Source organism: Armatimonadota bacterium (assembly GCA_031081675.1).
Lineage (GTDB): Bacteria > Sysuimicrobiota > Sysuimicrobiia > Sysuimicrobiales > Kaftiobacteriaceae > Calidihabitans > Calidihabitans tengchongensis.
Window position 1 is genome coordinate 16,260 of record JAVHLZ010000007.1, and the last position, 17,867, is coordinate 34,126.

At 72.2% G+C, this 17,867-nt stretch carries 13 protein-coding genes and 1 tRNA gene; 1 reads left to right on the forward strand and 13 read right to left on the reverse strand.

Annotation, left to right across the window (positions count from 1 at the left end; translation table 11 throughout):
• Positions 1-4: 4 nt before the first annotated feature.
• Positions 5-93: transfer RNA gene (locus RB150_03945), tRNA-Leu, on the reverse strand.
• Positions 94-254: 161 nt separating this feature from the next.
• Here RB150_03945 and RB150_03950 point away from each other — a divergent pair.
• Positions 255-1,403, forward strand: coding sequence for an ATP-binding protein (locus RB150_03950; GenBank protein MDQ7819689.1), 1,149 nt, complete (start codon positions 255-257; stop codon positions 1,401-1,403).
• A gap of 10 nt (positions 1,404-1,413) precedes the next feature.
• Here the strand turns inward: RB150_03950 and RB150_03955 are convergent, their stop codons facing one another.
• The 12 genes from RB150_03955 to RB150_04010 form a co-directional block, all read right to left on the reverse strand.
• The gene (locus tag RB150_03955; GenBank protein MDQ7819690.1) at positions 1,414-2,433 is read right to left on the reverse strand and encodes a hypothetical protein; all 1,020 of its coding nucleotides are present in this window, start codon (positions 2,431-2,433) and stop codon (positions 1,414-1,416) included.
• Between the two features lie 89 nt (positions 2,434-2,522).
• A complete protein-coding gene (locus tag RB150_03960) occupies positions 2,523-3,233 on the reverse strand; it encodes a DUF881 domain-containing protein (GenBank protein ID MDQ7819691.1) in 711 nt (236 codons plus the stop codon).
• Between the two features lie 4 nt (positions 3,234-3,237).
• Positions 3,238-6,717 carry a DNA polymerase III subunit alpha gene (locus RB150_03965; GenBank protein ID MDQ7819692.1) on the reverse strand — a complete coding sequence of 1,160 codons (3,480 nt, stop codon included), beginning with the start codon at positions 6,715-6,717 and terminating at the stop codon, positions 3,238-3,240.
• 24 nt (positions 6,718-6,741) lie between these two features.
• The gene (gene gabT, locus RB150_03970; GenBank protein MDQ7819693.1) at positions 6,742-8,136 is read right to left on the reverse strand and encodes a 4-aminobutyrate--2-oxoglutarate transaminase; all 1,395 of its coding nucleotides are present in this window, start codon (positions 8,134-8,136) and stop codon (positions 6,742-6,744) included.
• Positions 8,137-8,254: 118 nt separating this feature from the next.
• Positions 8,255-9,580 carry a 23S rRNA (uracil(1939)-C(5))-methyltransferase RlmD gene (rlmD, locus tag RB150_03975; protein MDQ7819694.1) on the reverse strand — a complete coding sequence of 442 codons (1,326 nt, stop codon included), beginning with the start codon at positions 9,578-9,580 and terminating at the stop codon, positions 8,255-8,257.
• Positions 9,581-9,744: 164 nt separating this feature from the next.
• Positions 9,745-11,208, reverse strand: a complete 1,464-nt coding sequence (gene gatB / locus RB150_03980) for an Asp-tRNA(Asn)/Glu-tRNA(Gln) amidotransferase subunit GatB (GenBank protein MDQ7819695.1) — start codon at positions 11,206-11,208, stop codon at positions 9,745-9,747.
• 3 nt (positions 11,209-11,211) lie between these two features.
• Positions 11,212-12,654: an Asp-tRNA(Asn)/Glu-tRNA(Gln) amidotransferase subunit GatA gene (gatA, locus tag RB150_03985; GenBank protein MDQ7819696.1), complete on the reverse strand. Its 1,443-nt coding sequence runs from the start codon at positions 12,652-12,654 to the stop codon at positions 11,212-11,214.
• 47 nt (positions 12,655-12,701) lie between these two features.
• Positions 12,702-13,004: an Asp-tRNA(Asn)/Glu-tRNA(Gln) amidotransferase subunit GatC gene (gene gatC / locus RB150_03990; GenBank protein ID MDQ7819697.1), complete on the reverse strand. Its 303-nt coding sequence runs from the start codon at positions 13,002-13,004 to the stop codon at positions 12,702-12,704.
• Positions 13,005-13,133: 129 nt separating this feature from the next.
• A complete protein-coding gene (locus tag RB150_03995) occupies positions 13,134-13,979 on the reverse strand; it encodes a hypothetical protein (protein ID MDQ7819698.1) in 846 nt (281 codons plus the stop codon).
• A 2-nt stretch (positions 13,980-13,981) separates the two neighbouring features.
• The gene (locus RB150_04000; GenBank protein MDQ7819699.1) at positions 13,982-14,884 is read right to left on the reverse strand and encodes an ABC transporter permease; all 903 of its coding nucleotides are present in this window, start codon (positions 14,882-14,884) and stop codon (positions 13,982-13,984) included.
• 59 nt (positions 14,885-14,943) lie between these two features.
• Entirely contained in the window at positions 14,944-15,966 is a 1,023-nt protein-coding gene (locus RB150_04005; protein MDQ7819700.1) for an ABC transporter permease, read from the reverse strand.
• Positions 15,967-16,041: 75 nt separating this feature from the next.
• Entirely contained in the window at positions 16,042-17,823 is a 1,782-nt protein-coding gene (locus RB150_04010) for an ABC transporter substrate-binding protein (protein ID MDQ7819701.1), read from the reverse strand.
• Positions 17,824-17,867 lie beyond the last annotated feature (44 nt).

Genomic DNA, 17,867 nt, shown 5'->3' on the forward strand with positions numbered 1-17,867 from the left:
CCGCTGGTGCCGGGGGTGGGAGTCGAACCCACACGGGCTGTTCAGCCCGACAGATTTTGAGTCTGCCGCGTCTGCCAGTTCCGCCACCCCGGCGCCTGCACCGCTATTATACGGCCCGCGGTCCGGGGGGCTCCACGGCCGCCGCGGGCCCTGCGGGCGCGCCTTGCCCGGGCCGACGGCGCCCCCTATGATGACCCTGGATGGCGCGGGCTGCGGGCCCGCGCGGGCGGACGGCGGACCCTCGGAGGTGCGCCATGAAGGTCAGGATTCGCCACCAGCGGCGGGATGTGGAACTCCCCGACGCCGGACGGGTGCGGGACATCCTGACCCGGCTGGGGATCAACCCCGAAAGCGTCCTGGTCATCCGCAACGACACCCTGCTGCCCCTCGACGCCGAGGTGGGCCCCGACGACACCCTGGAGATCCGGCCGGTGGTCTCCGGAGGCGCCCTCCGCTGCGACCGGTGCGGGGAGCCCGCCGCCGTCGACGTGCGCCGGCACCGGACCACCCTCTGCGGGCCGCACTTCGTCGAGTGGTTCGAGCGGCAGGTGCAGCGGGCCGTGACCTCCGAGCGGATGTTCACCCCGCAGGACCGGGTCCTGGTGGCGGTGTCGGGGGGCAAGGACAGCCTGGCCCTGTGGGATGCGTTGTTGCGGCTGGGCTACCAGGCCACCGGGCTGCACATCCACCTGGGGCTGGGCGGGTACTCGGACGCCTCCCAGCGCGCCTGCGAGGCCTTCGCCCGCGCCCGCGGGGCGCCGCTGCTGGTCGCCCACCTGCCGACGGTGGCCGGGGCGGGGGTGGAGGACCTGGCGCGGGCGACCGGGCGGGCTCCCTGCTCCGCGTGCGGGCTGTCCAAGCGCTACCTGTTCAACAAGATCGCCCTTGACCAGGGTTTTGACGTGGTCGCCACCGCCCACAACCTGGACGACGAGGCGGCCCTGCTGCTGGGCAACCTCATCGCCGGCCAGCCGGACGCCCTGGCGCGGATGGCTCCCGTCCTGGAGGCGGGCCCGGGGCTGGTGCGCAAGGTGAAGCCCCTGTACCGGATCGCCGAGCGGGAGACGGCCGCCTACTGCGTCCTCCGCGGCATCGACTACATCCTGGAGGAGTGCCCCCGCAGCGTCGGCGCGCGCCAGCTGCTGATCAAGGAGGCCCTGAACCTGATCGAGGCGAACGCTCCGGGAAGCAAGCAGGCCCTGTACTGGAACTTCCTCGAACACGTCCGGCCGGCGCTGGAGCGGCAGCGTCCGCCGGTGACCCTGCGGGCCTGCGCGCACTGCGGCCAGCCCACGACCGCCGAGGTGTGCGCGTTCTGCCGCATGACCGAACGGGCCGCCCGCCGGCTGCGCGTCCGCGCGGTGGCGGCCGCGCCGGACACCGCGCAGCCCGCGCCGGCGTAGCCTCGCCGGCCTACCGGAAGATCTCCAGGTACCGGCGCAGGAGGAACGTCCGCGCGGGGGGCCTGCCCGCCAGGGCGGCAGCCGCCGCCAGAAGGCCGGGCGGCAGGGCGATGACCACGTTGTTCAGCCACCGCAGGGCCCGGAAAGACCGGCGGGAGGAGAGCACGTAGGAGCGGTAGGCCCGCCGCGCCTCCTCCGCGGACAGCCGTCCCCGGGCGGCCTCGGCCACGAGGGAGCCGCACGTCCATCCGGCCAGCAGGGCGGTCCGGATGCCCTCCCCCGTCAGGGGCAGGCAGTGGCCCCCGGCGTCGCCGACGACGAACACCCCGTCCCGCACCGGCTCGTCCGGCCCCCCGGCCAGGAATCCGCCGTGGAATCCCCGGGCGCGGAGTCCCCACCGCGCCAGGAACCGCTCCAGGGCGCCGCGCAGGGAGCTGCGGCCGCGGTAGCTGAGAATCCCCACCCGCACCCGCCCGCCGCAGGGGAACACCCAGGCGTACCCGTCGGGGGCCTCCGGCACAAAGTGGAAGTGCAGCCCGGGATCCGCCTGCCCGTCCACCTCGGTCTCCAGGCCGAACGCCCGCCACCGCGGCGCCCGCGGAGATCCCGCCAGCGCCGCCCGCCAGCCGGAGGCGTCGATGAGGAAGCGCGCCCGCACCTCCCCGCCCGACGTGCGCACCGCGCCCGCGTCCCGGCCCCGCACGGCCGCGCGCACCACCGACGCCGACGTCCGATCCAGGGCCAGGGAGCAGAACCGGCGGTAGTCAAACGTGCAGAACGGCTCGGGAAGAGGCCACCGCCAGGCGCGGGTGCCGATGTGGATGACCAGGTCGTGGTGGACCTGCTGGATCGCCCCGGCGGCGCCGGCGGCCTCGATCAGGCGAACCGGGGCCGCGCAGGCCGACGTCACGCCCTCGCCCACCGGCTGCGGGTCCACCAGGGCCACCCGCAGGGAGCCGTCCCCGGCGGGAGCCAGGCGCTGGGCGGCGGCGAGGCCCCCGAAGCTGGCCCCGGCGACGAGCACGTCCACCTGCCGCGGAATCGGCGCGGGAGCGCCGTCCGCGGCACCGTCCCGCCTTCCCGCCTGCCCGGGGTCCATCGTGCGCGGCCGCGCCTCGGTCACTCCACCGGACGGGCGTGCTCGAAGGTGAAGGTCCCCTTGTAGGCCGGGACCACCAGGGCATCCTTGCGGGTGATGGTGATCTGCAGTCCCAGCGCCCGCAGCCCCTCCACCAGGCCGCCGCGGATGGTCAGCGCTCCCTCCAGGGTGTTGGGGTCCCCCAGGGCCACGATGACGAACGGCCCCGTCAGGCGCTGCAGGTTCACCACCACGGTGCCGCCCACCTGGCTGATCCCGGTCGTGGCTGTGACCCGCTGGCCGTTGACGGCCACCGCCTCGGCCCCGGCCGCCCACAGCTCATTGATCACCGCCACCAGGTCCTGGTAGGTGACCACCACCGGCCCGCCCTTGGGCTGCTCCGGCGGATCCGCCAGGCGCACCACAACCCCGGGCCCCCGCATCGCCTTCAGCCCCAGGGCCACCCGCAGCGTCTCCAGTTCGCGGCCCATGGCCTCGGCGAGGCTGCGCCCCTCACTGGCGGCCCTCTCGTAGGTCTCCAGGCGGCGCCGCAGGTCCGTCACCTGGGCCTCCAGGGCGCGCCGGGCCGTCTGCTCTTCCCGCAGGAGCGTGGCCAGGGCGTACACGTTGCGGGTGGGGATCTCCGGCTGCTGGGACAGCGCGCGGCTGGCCCGCAGGTGGGCGACCACCAGAAAGCCCATGGCCGCCAGGGTGACGGTGATCAGCAGGTACGGCCCCCACGGACGCCGCACGGCATCACTCCTGCCAGACACTGCCGGCGCCCAGCAGCTGTTCGATCTCGGCCTGCAGGTCGGCGGAGGGGTGAACCTGCAGGTCGCGGGCGTTCATCACCACTTCCCGCCCGCCGGTGATCAGGTGCAGGAACACCGGGGCGGGCCCGCGCCGCCGGCTCAGGACCTCCCGCAGTCGCAGCAGCCCGTCCTCGCCGCACCGGCGGGTGTCCACCCGGACGTGCAGGGCGGCCGGCCGCGCGGGCTCCGCGCCGTTCCCGTCGGCCTCCGGGACCCCGCCGGACGGGAGCAGGGGCTCCACCTCCTCGGCCTCCTCCAGGGGCACCACCCGGTCGGCCAGGACCTTGGCCTGCTGCTCGGTCACGTCCACCCGCCCGCGCACCACCACCACCGCGTCCCGCTTGAGCACCAGGTGCGCCTGCTCGTAGGTCTTGGGGAAGACGATCACCTCACAGGTGCCGGTGAGATCCTCCAGGGTCACGAAGGCCATGGCCGCGCCGCTGCGCGTGGTGGTCCGCTTCACGGACGTGATCAGACCGCCCACCGCCACCGCCGTCTTGTCCGGCAGCTCTCCCAGCTGGCTCAGGGCCACCGACGTCCGGGCGGCCAGCCGGGCGTGGGCGTGCCGGAGGGGGTGATCGGAGATGTACAGGCCGAGCATCTCCTTCTCCATGGCCAGCAGCTCGTCCCGGGAGAACTCGTCCACCGCCACGGCCTCCGGCTCGGGCCGCGGATCCCCGGCCAGCTCGAACAGCCCCGTCTGCCCCGACGCCCGCGCCCGCTGCACCCGCTGGGCCGCCTCCAGGGTGGCGTCCAGGGCCTGGAGCATCTGGGCGCGCCCCGCCCCCAGGGAGTCCAGGGCTCCCGCCTTGATCAGGCTCTCCAGCACCCGCTTGTTCACCACCCGGGGGTCCACCCGCTCCACCAGGTTGGCCAGGGAGGTGAACGGGCCGCCCTGCCGGCGGGCCTGGAGGATGGCCTCCACCGCTCCGGCCCCCACATTTTTGATGGCCGTCAGCCCGAACCGGATGGCGTCGGGTCCCACGACGGTGAAGGACTCCCCGGACTCGTTGACGTCGGGGGGCAGGACCCGAATGCCCATGCGCAGGCACTCGGCCACCGCGGCGGCCACCTTCTCGGTGTTGCCCGCCTCGCTGGTCAGCACCGCCGCCATGTACTCGGCGGGATAGTTGGCCTTGAGGTAGGCGGTGTAGTAGGCGATGAGCCCGTAGCAGGCGGCGTGGGCCCGGTTGAAGCCGTAGCGGGCGAAGGGCTCAAACTGCTCGAAGATCTGCTCCGCGACCTCGAGGGGGACTCCCCGCTCCACGCAGCCCGCCAGGAACTTGGCCCGCTGCTGCTGCAGGCGGTCGCGGATCTTCTTGCCGATGGCGTACCGCAGGACGTCCGCCTCGGCCGGCGTGAACCCGGCCACGGCCTGGGCCACGGCCATGACGTCCTCCTGGTAGACCATCACCCCGTAGGTCTCCCGGAGGACCGGCTCCAGGGACGGGTGCAGGTAGGTGATGGGCTCCAGGCCGTGCTTGCGCCGGATGTAGGTGGGGATACTGGCCATGGGGCCGGGGCGGAACAGCGCCACCATGGCCATGATGTCCTGGATGGTGGACGGCCGCAGCTCCTTGAGGTACCGGGTCATGCCGGCGCCCTCCAGCTGGAACACGCCCACGGTCTCGCCGGCCGAGAGCAGCTGGTAGGTGCGGGGGTCGTCCAGGGGGATCCGGGCCAGGTCGATGCGCACGCCCCGGGTGGACTCGATGATCTTCAGGGCGGTGTCCAGGATGGTGAGGTTGGCCAGCCCCAGAAAGTCCATCTTGAGCAGGCCGATCTTCTCCACCGCCGTCATGTCGTACTGGGTCATCACCAGGTCGCCCCGGGTGGCTTTCTGCAGGGGCACGTGCTCGATGAGGGGGTCCCGGGAGATGATGAGGCCGGCGGCGTGGGTGCTGGCGTGGCGGGCCACCCCCTCCAGCTTGCGGGCCAGCTCCAGCAGGCGCCGGACCTGGGGGTTGGCCTCCGCCTGGCGCTGCAGTTCCGGCTCGCTGCGCAGAGCCTCGTCCAGGGTAGCGTTGAACGGGATGAGCTTGGCGATGCGGTCCACGTCCCCGTAGGACATCCCCATGACCCGCCCCACGTCCCGCACCGCCTGGCGCGCCCCCATGGTGCCGAAGGTGATGATCTGGGCCACATGATCGGCCCCGTAGGTGGCGATCACGTAGCGGATGACCTCGTCCCGCCGGCTGTCCATGAAGTCCACGTCGATGTCCGGCAGGGTGTAGCGCTGAGGGTTGAGGAAGCGCTCGAAGGGCAGCCGGTATTGCAGGGGATCCACGTCGGTCACGCCCAGGGCGTACAGGACCAGGCTGCCCGCCGCTGACCCCCGCACGGTGGTGAGGATCCCGCGGCTCTTGGCGAACCGGACAAAGTCCTGGACGATCAGGAAGTACGGCGCATATCCCATGCGGGCGATGATGCCCAGTTCGTAGTCCAGGCGCTGCCGGGCCTCGGGGGTGATCCGGCCGTAGATCCGCCGCAGGCCCTGTTCGCACAGCGCCCGCAGGTACGAGTCGGGAGTCTCCCCCTCCGGAACCGGGAAGTGGGGCAGCTTCACCTCGCCCAGGTCCAGCTCCACGGACACCCGCTCGGCGATCTCCCGGGTGCTGGCCAGGGCCTCGGGCAGGTCGGCGAACAGGCGCGCCATCTCCTCCGAGGACTTGAGGTAGAACTCGGGGGTCTGGCCCATGCGGGGCTTGTCGACGGCATCCAGGTTCACGTTCATCTGGATGCACATGAGGGCGTCCTGGGCGTCGGCGTCCTCCCGCATGACGTAGTGGACGTCGTTGGTGGCCACCAGGGGCAGCCCCAGGTCCCGGGCCAGCTGGCGCATGCCCGCAATGTTCTCGCGCTGCTCGGGCAGGCCGTGGTCCTGAACCTCCAGGTAGAAGTTGCCGGGGCCGAAGATGTCCCGGTACTGGGCGGCCAGCTCCCGCGCCTGGGTCAGGTCGCCCCGCAGGATCGCCTGGGTGATCTCGCCCTTCAGGCAGCCGGACAACCCCACCAGGCCGCGGCTGTGGCGGGCGAGCAGCTCCTTGTCGATGCGGGGCTTGTAGTAGAACCCGTCCAGGTGGGCCGCGGTGGTCAGGCGGATCAGGTTGCGGTACCCCTCCAGGGTGGTGGCCAGCAGGACCAGGTGGAAGGTGGTGGCGTCCAGGCGGGGGTCGCGGTCGGTCATGCGCCGGGGGGCCACGTAGGCCTCCACGCCGATGATGGGGGTGATGCCGGCGTCTTTGGCCCGCAGGTAGAACTCCACGACGCCATACATGGCGCCGTGGTCGGTGATCGCCAGGGCCGGCAGACCCAGCTGCACCGCCCGCGCCACCAGGGAGCTGATGCGACTGTGTCCGTCCAGCAGGCTGTACTCGGTGTGCAGGTGCAGGTGGACGAAGGGGTCCGCCATCCTGCCGGCCATTGTAACTCAATCTACTCGATCTACTCAATCTACGCGATCTCCGCGATCTGCGCGATCTGCGCAATCGGATTGAGCAGATTGCGTAGATTGAGGAGATTGCGCAGATTGAGACACCTCCAGCACGCACTCCTCCAGCACGTCCAGGGCCTGGTCCAGCAGGTCGTCGGGAATGACCAGCGGCGTCAGGATGCGGATCACGTTGTTGTACAGCCCCGCCCGCAGCACCAGGACGCCGCGGGAGGCGGCGCGGCGGGTCACCTCAAGGGTTTCCCGCGGGGCCGGCTCGCGGGTGGCGCGATCCCGCACCAGCTCCATGGCCACCATCGCGCCCAGCCCCCGCACGTCGCCCACCAGGGGCACCCGGGCGGCCAGGGCGCGGAACCGCTCCAGCATCCGCGCGCCCAGGGCGGCGGCGCGGTCGGTCAGGCGCTGCGCTTCCATCACCTCCAGGACCGCCAGCGCCGCGGCGCACGCCACGGGGTTGCCCACATAGGTGCCGCCCAGGGACCCTTCCGGCAGCGCGTCCATGATCTCCCGCGCGCCCACCACCGCCGAGAGGGGCAGGCCCGCCGCCAGGGACTTGGCGACCGTCATCAGGTCGGGCTCCACCCCCCAGTGCTCGATGGCGAACATCCGCCCGGTGCGGCCGAACCCGGTCTGGATCTCGTCCACGATGAGCAGGATGCCGTGGCGGTCGGCCAGGGCCCGCAGCTGGGGGAAGAAGTCGGGAGGGGGGACCACGAATCCGCCCTCGCCCAGGACCGGCTCCACCACGAAGGCCGCCACCCGGTCGGCCTGCACGTGGGCGGTGAACAGGTCCTCCAGGCGCCGCAGGACCGTGCGGGTGGCGTCGGGGAGGCGGTAGGGGTCGGGATACGGCACCCGGTAGACCTCGGGCATGAACGGGCCGAAGTTGCGCTTGTAGGGATCGATCTTGCTGGTCAGGGACAGGCTCATGTAGGTGCGGCCGTGGAACGCTCCCTCAAACGCCACCAGGGCGGGCCGCCCGGTGACGGCGCGGGCGATCTTGACGGCGTTTTCCACCGCCTCGGTGCCCGAGTTGAGCAGCAGGGCCTTCTTGGGCCGCGGGCCCGGGGCCAGCTGGCACAGGCGGCGGCACAGCCGGATGTAGCCCTCGTAGGGAGCCACGCTGAAGTCGGTGTGGGTGAACCTGCCAACCTGCTCCACCACCGCGGCGACCACCGCGGGGTGGGAGTGGCCCACGTTCATGCATCCCACCCCGCCGGCCAGGTCGATGAAGGTGTGCCCGTCCAGGTCCTGCAGGATCGCGCCCTCGGCCCGCGCGACGACGGCAGGCAGGTGGATGCCGATGGCGCGGGCGACCCACCGGTCCTTCTCCTCCAGCCAGGCGGCCGACTGCGGGCCGGGCAGCGTGTCATGCGGGGACGCGCGCGTCATGGGTTCCTCCCGGGACTGGTGTGACGTCGGAGGGACGAAGGAAGTAAGGAAGAGGGGATTCGCCAACCCCGGTGGCAGCTTTCCCCCTCTTCCCTCTTCCCTCTTCCTTCTTCCTTCCTCACTCACGCCTCAGGGCCACCACGGCGTGGATGCGGCTGGTCTGGGGCAGCAGGTCCACCGGCTGGACCTCCACCGGCACGAACCCGCACTGCCGGGCCGCCGCCACGTCCCGGGCCAGCAGGGTCAGCGAGTGGCTGGCGCAGGCCAGGCGGCGGGCGCCGGCCCGGGCCGCCTCGGCGAAGACCTCCGGCGCCGTGGGCTCGCCGCGGGCCGTGGCCACCACGGCATCCACCGCCTCCCCCCGCTCCCGGAGCTTGCGCAGGACGCCGGCGGGCGATCGCGTGTAGAAGACGCAGTTGCGGATGCCGTTGAGGTCGGCGTTCTCCCACGCCCGGTGCATCGCGTCGCGGTCCGGGGCCACCCCCACCGCCCGGGACGCCCGGGAGGACAGCGCCAGCGGCACCAGCCCCTCCTCGCAGGCGACGTCCACCACAACCCCGGCGCCGGCGACCGCCCGGCCGATGGCCTCCAGGTAGAGGGGCACCGCCCGCGGGTTGGGAGGCACGGCGGCGGTGGCGTACAGGCGCAGGCGCAGGCCGGCGATCACGTCCTCGATGTAGGGGCGGCCCCACAGCAGCCGCACCGACCCCAGCATCTCGGGCGTCCGCGCGGGCTGCACCGACAGCTGCACGGACACCAGGCCGGGCACGCGGCCCACCAGGGCGCGCACCAGCGCCATCCGGTCGGGCACCTCTCGGGTGGCGCACAGGATGACCATGACCTCGCCGGTGTGGAACCCCACCTGTCCCACCACCCCGCGGACCAGCCCCGCGCCGGTGGTCCGGTCGTACACCGGCCACCCCAGAACGGCCACCGCGTCGCGCACGGCGTGGAGCAGCCGGACGTTGACCTCGGGCTGGATGGGGCACTCCTGGACGTTGATCACCCGCAACTCCCCCGCGCGGGCGTAGTAGCCGGCCACCACCCGGTCGCGGCGCAGGCCGACGGCGGCCTGCACCCGCTGGCGGTACGCCCACGGATCGGCGCCCACGGCCTCGCGGACCACGGCTCCCGTGCCGTCCAGGACCGGGCGCAACGCCTCCCTGACCAGGGCCGTCTTGTAGGCCAGCTGGGCCGGGTACGCGGCGTGCTGCCACTGGCAGCCTCCACAGGCGCCGAAGTGCCGGCAGCGGGGTGGGATGCTGTCGGCCGACCGGCGCACCAGCGCCACGATCGTCCCCTCCGCCCGCCGCCCGGCGCGGGTGATCTCCACCACGGCTTCTTCCCCGGGCAGGGCGAAGGGCACGGCCACCCGCCGGGCGCCCACCGCCCCCACCCCGTCGCCCTCGAGGTTCACGCTCTGGACGGCGACGGTGACCTTCATGCCCACCCGCAGGGTCGCCGGAGCACGCGGGCGGGGGGCAGGCCGCCCCCGCCCCGGAGGGATGCGCCCGGGCGCGGCGGGCGCTCCGCGGTCGCGCCGCGTCGCGCGTTCCCGCATCGCCGCGCCCTGCCTGTCCCGCGCTCCCGGGTGGCCGCGCTCTTCCCTCATGCCCCCAGCCGCTCCCGCAGCAGCCGGTTCACCAGCTCGGGGTTGGCCCGCCCGCGGGTGCGGCGCATCACCTGGCCCACCAGGAACGTGAGCGCCTGGACCTTGCCGGCGCGGTACTCGGATGCCGCCCCCGGGTGCTCGGCCAGGACCTGGTCCACCACGGCCGCCAGGGCGGCCTCGTCGCTGATCTGCACCAGCCCGCGCTCCTCCACCACCGCCCGGGGGCGGGCGCCCCGCAGGACGTCGGGCAGGATCTCCTTGGCGATGCGGCCGCTGATGGTCCCCGCCTCGATGAGGGACAGCATCTCGGCGAGGTGGTCCGGCGTCACCGGCAGCTCGTCCAGCTCCACACCCTCGGCGTGGCAGAAGGCGGCCACGTCCCCCGTCAGCCAGTTGCACACCACCTTGGGCTGAGGATACAGCCGCACCGTCTCCTCGAAGAACCGGGCCAGGGCGGCCGACGACGTCAGCAGGTCGGCGTCGTACTCGGACAGGCCGAAGGTCTCCACGTAGCGCCGGCGCCGGGCGTCGGGCAGCTCGGGCAGCGTGGCCCGGATCTCCTCCAGCCAGCGGGCGTCCACCACGATGGGGACAAGGTCGGGTTCGGGGAAGTACCGGTAGTCCTGGGCCTCCTCCTTGGCCCGGGAGGCGAAGGTGACCTCCCGCCGCTCATCCCAGTGCCGGGTCTCCTGCTCCACCGCCTCCCCCCGCTCCAGCAGCGCCCGCTGGCGGTCCACCTCGTAGGTCAGGGCCCGCTCCACCGCCCGCAGGGAGTTCATGTTCTTGACCTCGGTGCGCGTGCCCAGGGCGTCCCCGGGGCGGCGCAGCGACACGTTGGCGTCGCAGCGCAGGCTGCCTTCCTCCATCCGTCCGGTGCTGACCTCCAGGGCCTGCAGGACCGCCCGCAACCGGCTGAGAAACACCCGGGCCTCCTGGGGGGAGCGCAGGTCGGGCTCGGTGACGATCTCCATCAGGGGCACGCCGCTGCGGTTGTAGTCCACCAGGCTGTGGGTCACGCGCCCGTCCCGCACGGCGTGCACCAGCCGCCCCGTGTCCTCCTCCAGGTGGACCCGCCGGATACCGATGGCCCGCCGGCCGTCGGGGGTGGGGATCTCCAGGACGCCGTCGGTGGCCAGGGGCGGGTGGACTTTGTAGCGGTACTGGGTGATCTGGTAGTTCTTGGGCAGGTCGGGATAGTAGTAGTTCTTGCGGTGGAACTGGCTGGCGGGGTGGACGGTGCAGTTCAGCGCCACCGCCGTTCGCAGCCCGAGCTCCACTGCCCGGCGGTTGATCACCGGCAGCGAGCCCGGCAGTCCCAGGCACACGGGGCAGGTCAGGGTGTTGGGAGGCGCCCCGAAGGCCACCGGGCACGCACAGAACATCTTGGTGCGGGTCAGCATCTGGACGTGAATCTCCAGCCCGATGACCACCTCGTAGCCCACCGCCACGCCCCGCGCCACCGCCTAGGCCCCTCCTCCCCGCAGCGTCTCCACCAGGGGCGGCCGCCGCCGGTGCCAGTCGGTGGCCTGCTCGTAGGCCCGGGCCACCTTCAGGACCGTGGCCTCGTCAAACGGCCGCCCGATCAGCTGCAGGCCCACGGGCAGCTCGGCGCCCCCGGCGTCGGGGCGCGCGAACCCGCAGGGCACCGAGATCCCCGGCAATCCCGCCAGATTCACGGGGATCGTGTAGACGTCGGCCAGGTACATCTGCAGGGGATCCTCCACCCGCTCGCCCAGGCGGAACGCCACCGTCGGCGACACCGGCATCAGGACCAGGTCCACGGCGTCCAGCACCCGGGCGAAGTCCCGCCGGATCAGGGTCCGCACCCGCTGGGCCTTCAGGAAGAACCCTTCGTAGTATCCCGCCGACAGGGCGTAGGTGCCCAGCATGATCCGCCGCTTCACCTCGGCCCCGAACCCCTCCCGCCGGGTGCGGGCGTACATGGTGTCGGGGTCGGGTCCCGGGACCCGCAGGCCGTACTGCACGCCGTCGTAGCGCGCCAGGTTGGCGCTGGCCTCGGAGGTGGCCAGAAGGTAGTAGGTCGGCAGGGCGTAGTCCAGCGTGGGCAGGGAGACCTCCTCCACCACCGCCCCCAGGCCCTCCAGGACCGCCGCCGCCGCCAGGACAGTGTCCCGCACCCCCGGCTGGATGCCCGCCCCGAACGCCTCCCGGACCAGTCCCAGGCGGATGCCCCGGATCTCACCTTCCAGGGCTGCCCGGTAGTCGGGAACGTCCCGGGGGACCGACGTGGAGTCGCGGGGATCCCACCCGGCGATCACCTGGAGAAGGAGGGCCGCATCGCCCACGGTGCGGGTCATGGGACCGATCTGGTCCAGAGACGACGCGAACGCCACCAGGCCGTAGCGGGAGACCCGGCCGTAGGTGGGCTTGAGGCCCACGGTGCCGGTCAGCCCGGCGGGCTGGCGGATCGACCCGCCGGTGTCGGTGCCCAGGGCCAGAGGCGCCAGCCCCGCGGCCACGGCCGCCGCCGACCCTCCGCTGCTGCCTCCGGGGACCCGCTCCAGGTCCCAGGGGTTGCGGGTCGGCCCGAACGCCGAGTTCTCGGTGGACGAGCCCATGGCGAACTCGTCCAGGTTGGTCTTGCCCAGGACGATGGCGCCGGCTCTGCGCAGCCGCTCGATCACGGTGGCGTCGTACGGCGGCACCCACCCCGCCAGGATCCGGGATCCGGCGGTGGTGGGCATCCCGGCGGTGCAGATGATGTCCTTGACGGCCACCGGCAGCCCGGCCAGGGGCGGGAGATCCTCGCCGCGGGCATAGCGATCGTCCCACTCCCGCGCCGCCCGCAGCGCGCCGTCGGCGTCGACGTGCAGGAAGGCGTGCAGGAGGCCGTCCAGGCGCTGGATCCGGTCCAGGCACGCCCGGACCAGCTCGCTGGGGGCCATCTCGCCCCGGCGCAGATCTCTCAGCAGGTCGGTGGCGGGGGCGTCGATCAGGGCTGCGGCTCCCACTCCAGGATGGGGGGGACCTTGAAGAACCCGTCCTCGTGCTCCGGCGCCGACGCCAGGACGACCTCCCGGGGCAGCGGCGTGCCGGGGACGTCGTCCCGGAACACGTTGCTCATCTCCACCACGTGGGACGTCGGCTCCACGCCCTCGGTGTCCAGCCGGTCCAGGCGGGCGAAGTACTCCAGGATGTGGCTGAGCTGCCGGGCCAGGCGCGCCCGTTCGTCCGCGGTCAGCTCCAGGCGCGCCAGCCGCGCCACGTGGTCCACCACCGAGGGGTCAATGGCCATGCGGACTCACCCGGGGAACATCCTAACACAGGAGGGGAGGAACTCAATCTACCCGATCTCCTCAATCTACCCGATCTCCTCAATCGGCCCGATCGGGGGGAGTGGGGAGATTGGGGAGAGGGCGCAGCCTCACCTCACCTCCACCGTCAGCACGAACTCCTGCGAGCGGGGGGCCAGGGGCATGCGCACCCGGATCGTGTACGTCCCCGGGCGCCGCGCCCGGTAGCCCTGCTCGACGAGGTCCAACCGGGAATCCGGCACCACCAGCGCCGAGACTCCCCCGCGGCCTCCCACCACCCGCAGCGGCTGGCGGAGGTGCAGGATCACCCGGTCCGTGGCGGCCACCACCGCGTCCCCGCGGAAGCCGTAGTGCCAGCTGACGGCCGGCCACGGCCCGGACGCATCCGCCGGCGGCGGGCGCCGGCGGAACGCGCGCCCGTCCCACGCCCACGCGGTGTCCGTGGATTCGATGATCCACCGGCCGTCCACCCGCAGCCGGTCCGGGGTGCGGCCCTCGCGCAGCACCGACACCCGCCCCCGGGTCACGCCGACCACCCGGTAGGCGGTGACGCCGTCCTCGCCCCGCCCGCTGAAGACCGCCGCCTCCCGCCCGGCTCCCAGGTCCACGGCGTCCGCCGACAGGGGCAGCGGAGCCGGCAGGAGGTCGCGGTACAGCACCGCGGGGCGGCGGCGCAGGCGGCCGGATCCCACCAGCAGGGCCACGTGGGTCACCGTGCGGCTGCCGGGAGCGGTGGGGATGGCGGCGACCACGGCCGCCTCCTGGGGAGCCCCGCCGTCCAGCTCCAGGCGCACCACGCTGTGGATGCTGGCCCCGCGGGGGAGCAGGTCCAGGATCGCCCCCGTGGAGACGGCGGGGACCGGCACCGCCAGCCAGGCCGCGCCGGCGGCCAGGGCCGACGCCGCCCCGAGGGCCAGGGCGGACGCCGCGGCCCGCCGCGCCCGGCCCCACCCCACCGCTACCGGGACCCGCGCAGCCGCGGGTCCAGGATGTCCCGGAACGCGTCGCCGAGCAGGTTCCACCCCAGCACGAACAGGGAGATGGCCGCACCCGGGAAGACGAAGGTGAACCAGTACTCCAGGGCGTGTCCCGGGCTGCCGATGATCCACGACCGGGACAGGTTGATCAGCATGCCCCAGTCGGCGTAGCCCACCTCGGCCCCCAGGCCCAGGAAGGAGAGGGCGGCGGCGGAGATCACCACGCTGGCCATGTCCAGCGACCCGTACACCACCACCGGGTAGATGGTGTTGGGGATGATGTGCCGGACGAAGATGCGCAGGTCGCCGGCCCCCAGCGCCCGGGCCGCCTCCACGAAGTCGCGCTGGCGGATGGACAGGATCTCGCCCCGCAGCAGCCGGGCGTAGGTGGGCCAGGAGACCAGGGAGAGGGCGATGAGGACCTTGTCCAGCCCCTTGCCCAGGATGGCCACGATCACCACGGCCAGAATCAGCCCCGGGAAGGCCAGGAAAATGTCCGTCAGCCGCATGAACACCTCGTCCACCCGCCCCCCGCGGTAGCCGGCCAGCCCGCCCACCACCAGGCCGATGGCCACCGAGATGCCGATGACCGTCAGGGACACCCGGAAGGCGGTGCGGGTGCCCCACACGATGCCGTAGTACAGGTCAAACTGCTCGGTGGTGGTGCCGAAGGGGTGCCCCGGGTGGGGCGGCCGCGGGTCGGGGGCGAACGACTCGTGGGGGATCTGGTACGGATCCCGGTGGCCGGGAGGGGGCGGGGCCAGGACGGGCGCCAGGAGGGCCACCAGCACGAAGAAGGTGATCAGCCCCACCCCCGCCAGCGACAGGGGGTTGCGCCGCAGCCGGCGCAGCAGGTCCAGGGTGCCGCTGCGCCAGGCCGCCATCCGGGTCGGGGCCGGCAGGGTGAGGGTCGAGGTGGTGGTGGCGCGCACGTCGGGCATGGTCAGTAGCGGATCCGCGGGTCCACCAGGGCGTACAGGATGTCGGCGGCCATGTTGCCCAGGACGGTGAGGACCGCCACGAACAGCGCAAACCCCGTCACCGCGGCGATGTCCAGCTGGGCGGCCGCCTGGGCCCCCCACCGCCCGATGCCGGGCAGGTCGAAGATCGTCTCGGTGATGACCGCCCCCGACAGCAGCCCGACCAGGACCAGGCTGCTGAGGGTGATCACCGGAATCAGGGCGTTGCGGCGGGCGTGCTTGCGGATCACCGTGCGCTCGTCCAGCCCCTTGGCCCGGGCAGTGCGCACGTAGTCCTGCCGCAGGGTCTCCAGCATGGACGACCGGGTCACCCGGACCAGGACCGCCGCGATGAAGTAGGCCAGGGTGAGGGACGGCAGGACCAGGTGGCGCAGGGCGTCCCAGAAGATCCACCACTGGCGGTTCAGCAGCGCGTCCACCGTCATCATGCCCGTGTAGCGGCGGAACTGGTCCGAGTGGACGAACAGGTCGGCCTCCAGGGACAGCCGGCCCGGCGGGAACCACGGCAGGATGCCGTAGAACACCAGCAGCAGCGCCAGCCCCCACACAAAGGTGGGCAGCCCGGTGCCGGCGATGGACAGGACCCGGGAGAAGTGGTCGATCCAGCGGTCCTTGTGCACCGCCGACAGGGTCCCCAGCCAGATGCCCACCCCCACGATCAGGCCGAAGGACAGGACCGTCAGTTCCACCGTCATGGGGAAGTAGCCCCGGATGGCCTCGGCCACCGTCTGGCGGGCCACGAAGGAGTAGCCCAGGTCCCCCCGCAGCACCCCCCGCAGCCACGTCCAGTACTGCTCGTAGAAGGGCCGGTCCAGCCCGTACTTGCGGATGATGGCCGGCAGATCCCGCATCTGGTTGGCATCGCGGACGAACAGGCTGGCCCGCATGGCCGGGGAGAGCAGCTGGGTGAGGGCGAAGATGAGGATGGTCGTCCCCAGGACCACCAGGGGGAGCAGCAGCAGCCGGCGGAGGATGAAGGTCAGCACGGCGGGCAGTCAGGGCGGGGAGGCGGTGTGCGCCGCCTCCCCGCCGGGAACGTCAGGCGTCCCTCCCCGGGGCGGTCACTGCCCCTTGCTCAGGGTGTACAGGTACCCGGTGGGGACGAAGAAGATCGGGTTCCAGTACCAGCCCCGCACCCACGTGCGCATCACCGTAAAGCCCGTCGGGTAGCCCAGGTAGATGGTCGGCACGTCGCTGTAGGCGATCTCCTGCAGCCGGAAGTAGATCTGCCGGCGGCGCTCCGGGTTGGCGGTGCGCTGGGCCTCCTCGATCAGCCGGTCCACCTCGGGGTTCTTGTAGGACTGGGCGCCGGTGAAGGTGCCGTTGCTGTGCATGAACGGGTAGACGAAGTTGTCCGGGTCGGCGTAGTCGGCGGCCCACCCCAAAAAGTAGATGGGCAGCTTGCCCTCGTTCTCCTGGGCCAGGTAGGTGGACCAGGCCAGCCCCTGGGTCTCCACCTTGAACTTGGGGTTGAGGGCCTCCAGGTTGCTCTTGAGGATCTGGGAGGCGATGCGGCGGGCCGTGTTGCCGCTGTTGAACAGGACCGTCATCTTGAAGCCCTGGTCCCACACCCGGCCGCCCCAGGCCTCCCGCCACTCGGCGATGGCCCGGTCGCGGTTGGTGGTGTACCACTGGCCCCGCGGGTTGTAGCCGAACATGCCCCGGGGGATGGGCCCGTTGCCCAGGGTGATCTTGCCCCGGTAGGCGTCCCGGGCGAACGTGGCGTAGTCGAACGAGTAGGCGATGGCCCGGCGCACGTGCACGTCGCTGAAGAAGTCGGGCGGGATGCCGTTGCCGTCCAGCTTCCCGCTGCCGATGTAGGGGTTGCCCTCGGCGCTGATCTTCAGGTTCATGAACAGGGCCTGGGTGACGAAGGTGGCCAGGTCGTCCACGATCCGCACGCCGGCCAGCCCCTCCACCTGGGACTGCTCGGCCCGTCCCACATCAATGACGTCCGCGTCGCCCTGCTGCAGCATCAGCCGGCGGGTGGCGAACTCCTCCACGGTGCGGAAGATGACCCGGCGCAGCGCCGGCGGGGTGCCGCGCCAGTAGCGGTCGTTGCGGACCAGGACCACGGTCTTGTTCTGCCGGTCCCACCGCTCGATGACGAACGGCCCGGAGCCGATGGCGCCGTCAAACAACTTGGTGTCCGAGTTGGTCTTGGGGTTGTTCAGCTGGGCCACCGTGGCCTTGGTGCCGTCCCAGTCGCCCTTGGCGATGGCCGCCCGCTTGCTGATCACCATGGACCAGCTGGCCATGATGTTCAGGAAGGGCGCATAGGGCCGGTGCAGGGTGATGACCACGTTGTTGCCCCGCACCTGGATGGCCCGGTTGACCTTGTCGTAGATGTCGGGCTTGAGGTTGCCGTCCTTGTCCCGGGTGGTGTCCTCCCCGATGATGGTGGACAGCAGGATCCACGACGGCCCCCCATCCCGGTCCATGAGCATGAAGCGCATCAGGGAGTACTTCACGTCCTCGGCGGTCACGGGCGTCCCGTCGCTGAACCGCGCCCGCTCGTCGATGGGGAAGGTAAAGGTGCGGGCGTCGGCCGAGATCAACCCGTTCTGCAGGCTGGGCACCTGCTTGGCCAGCAGCGGCACGTAGTCGCCCACCGAGATCCCCCGGAAGAAGATCAGGGTCTCGTAGACGTTCCACAGGGTCGTCCCGCTGCTGAGGGTGTCGTACTGCCACGCCGGGTCCAGGGAGTCGTGGTCGCCGGCGTGGGCGTAGATGAGCGTGTCGGGGTTCTTGACCGCCTGGCCCTGGGCGACCCCGGGCACGCCCACCAGGGCCAGCGCCAGGAGCAGGATCAGGTACAGCAGCCACCGTCGCGTTCCGCTCATGCTTCCGGCCTCCTTCGTCTGTCCCGTGGCATTGTGATCTGCCG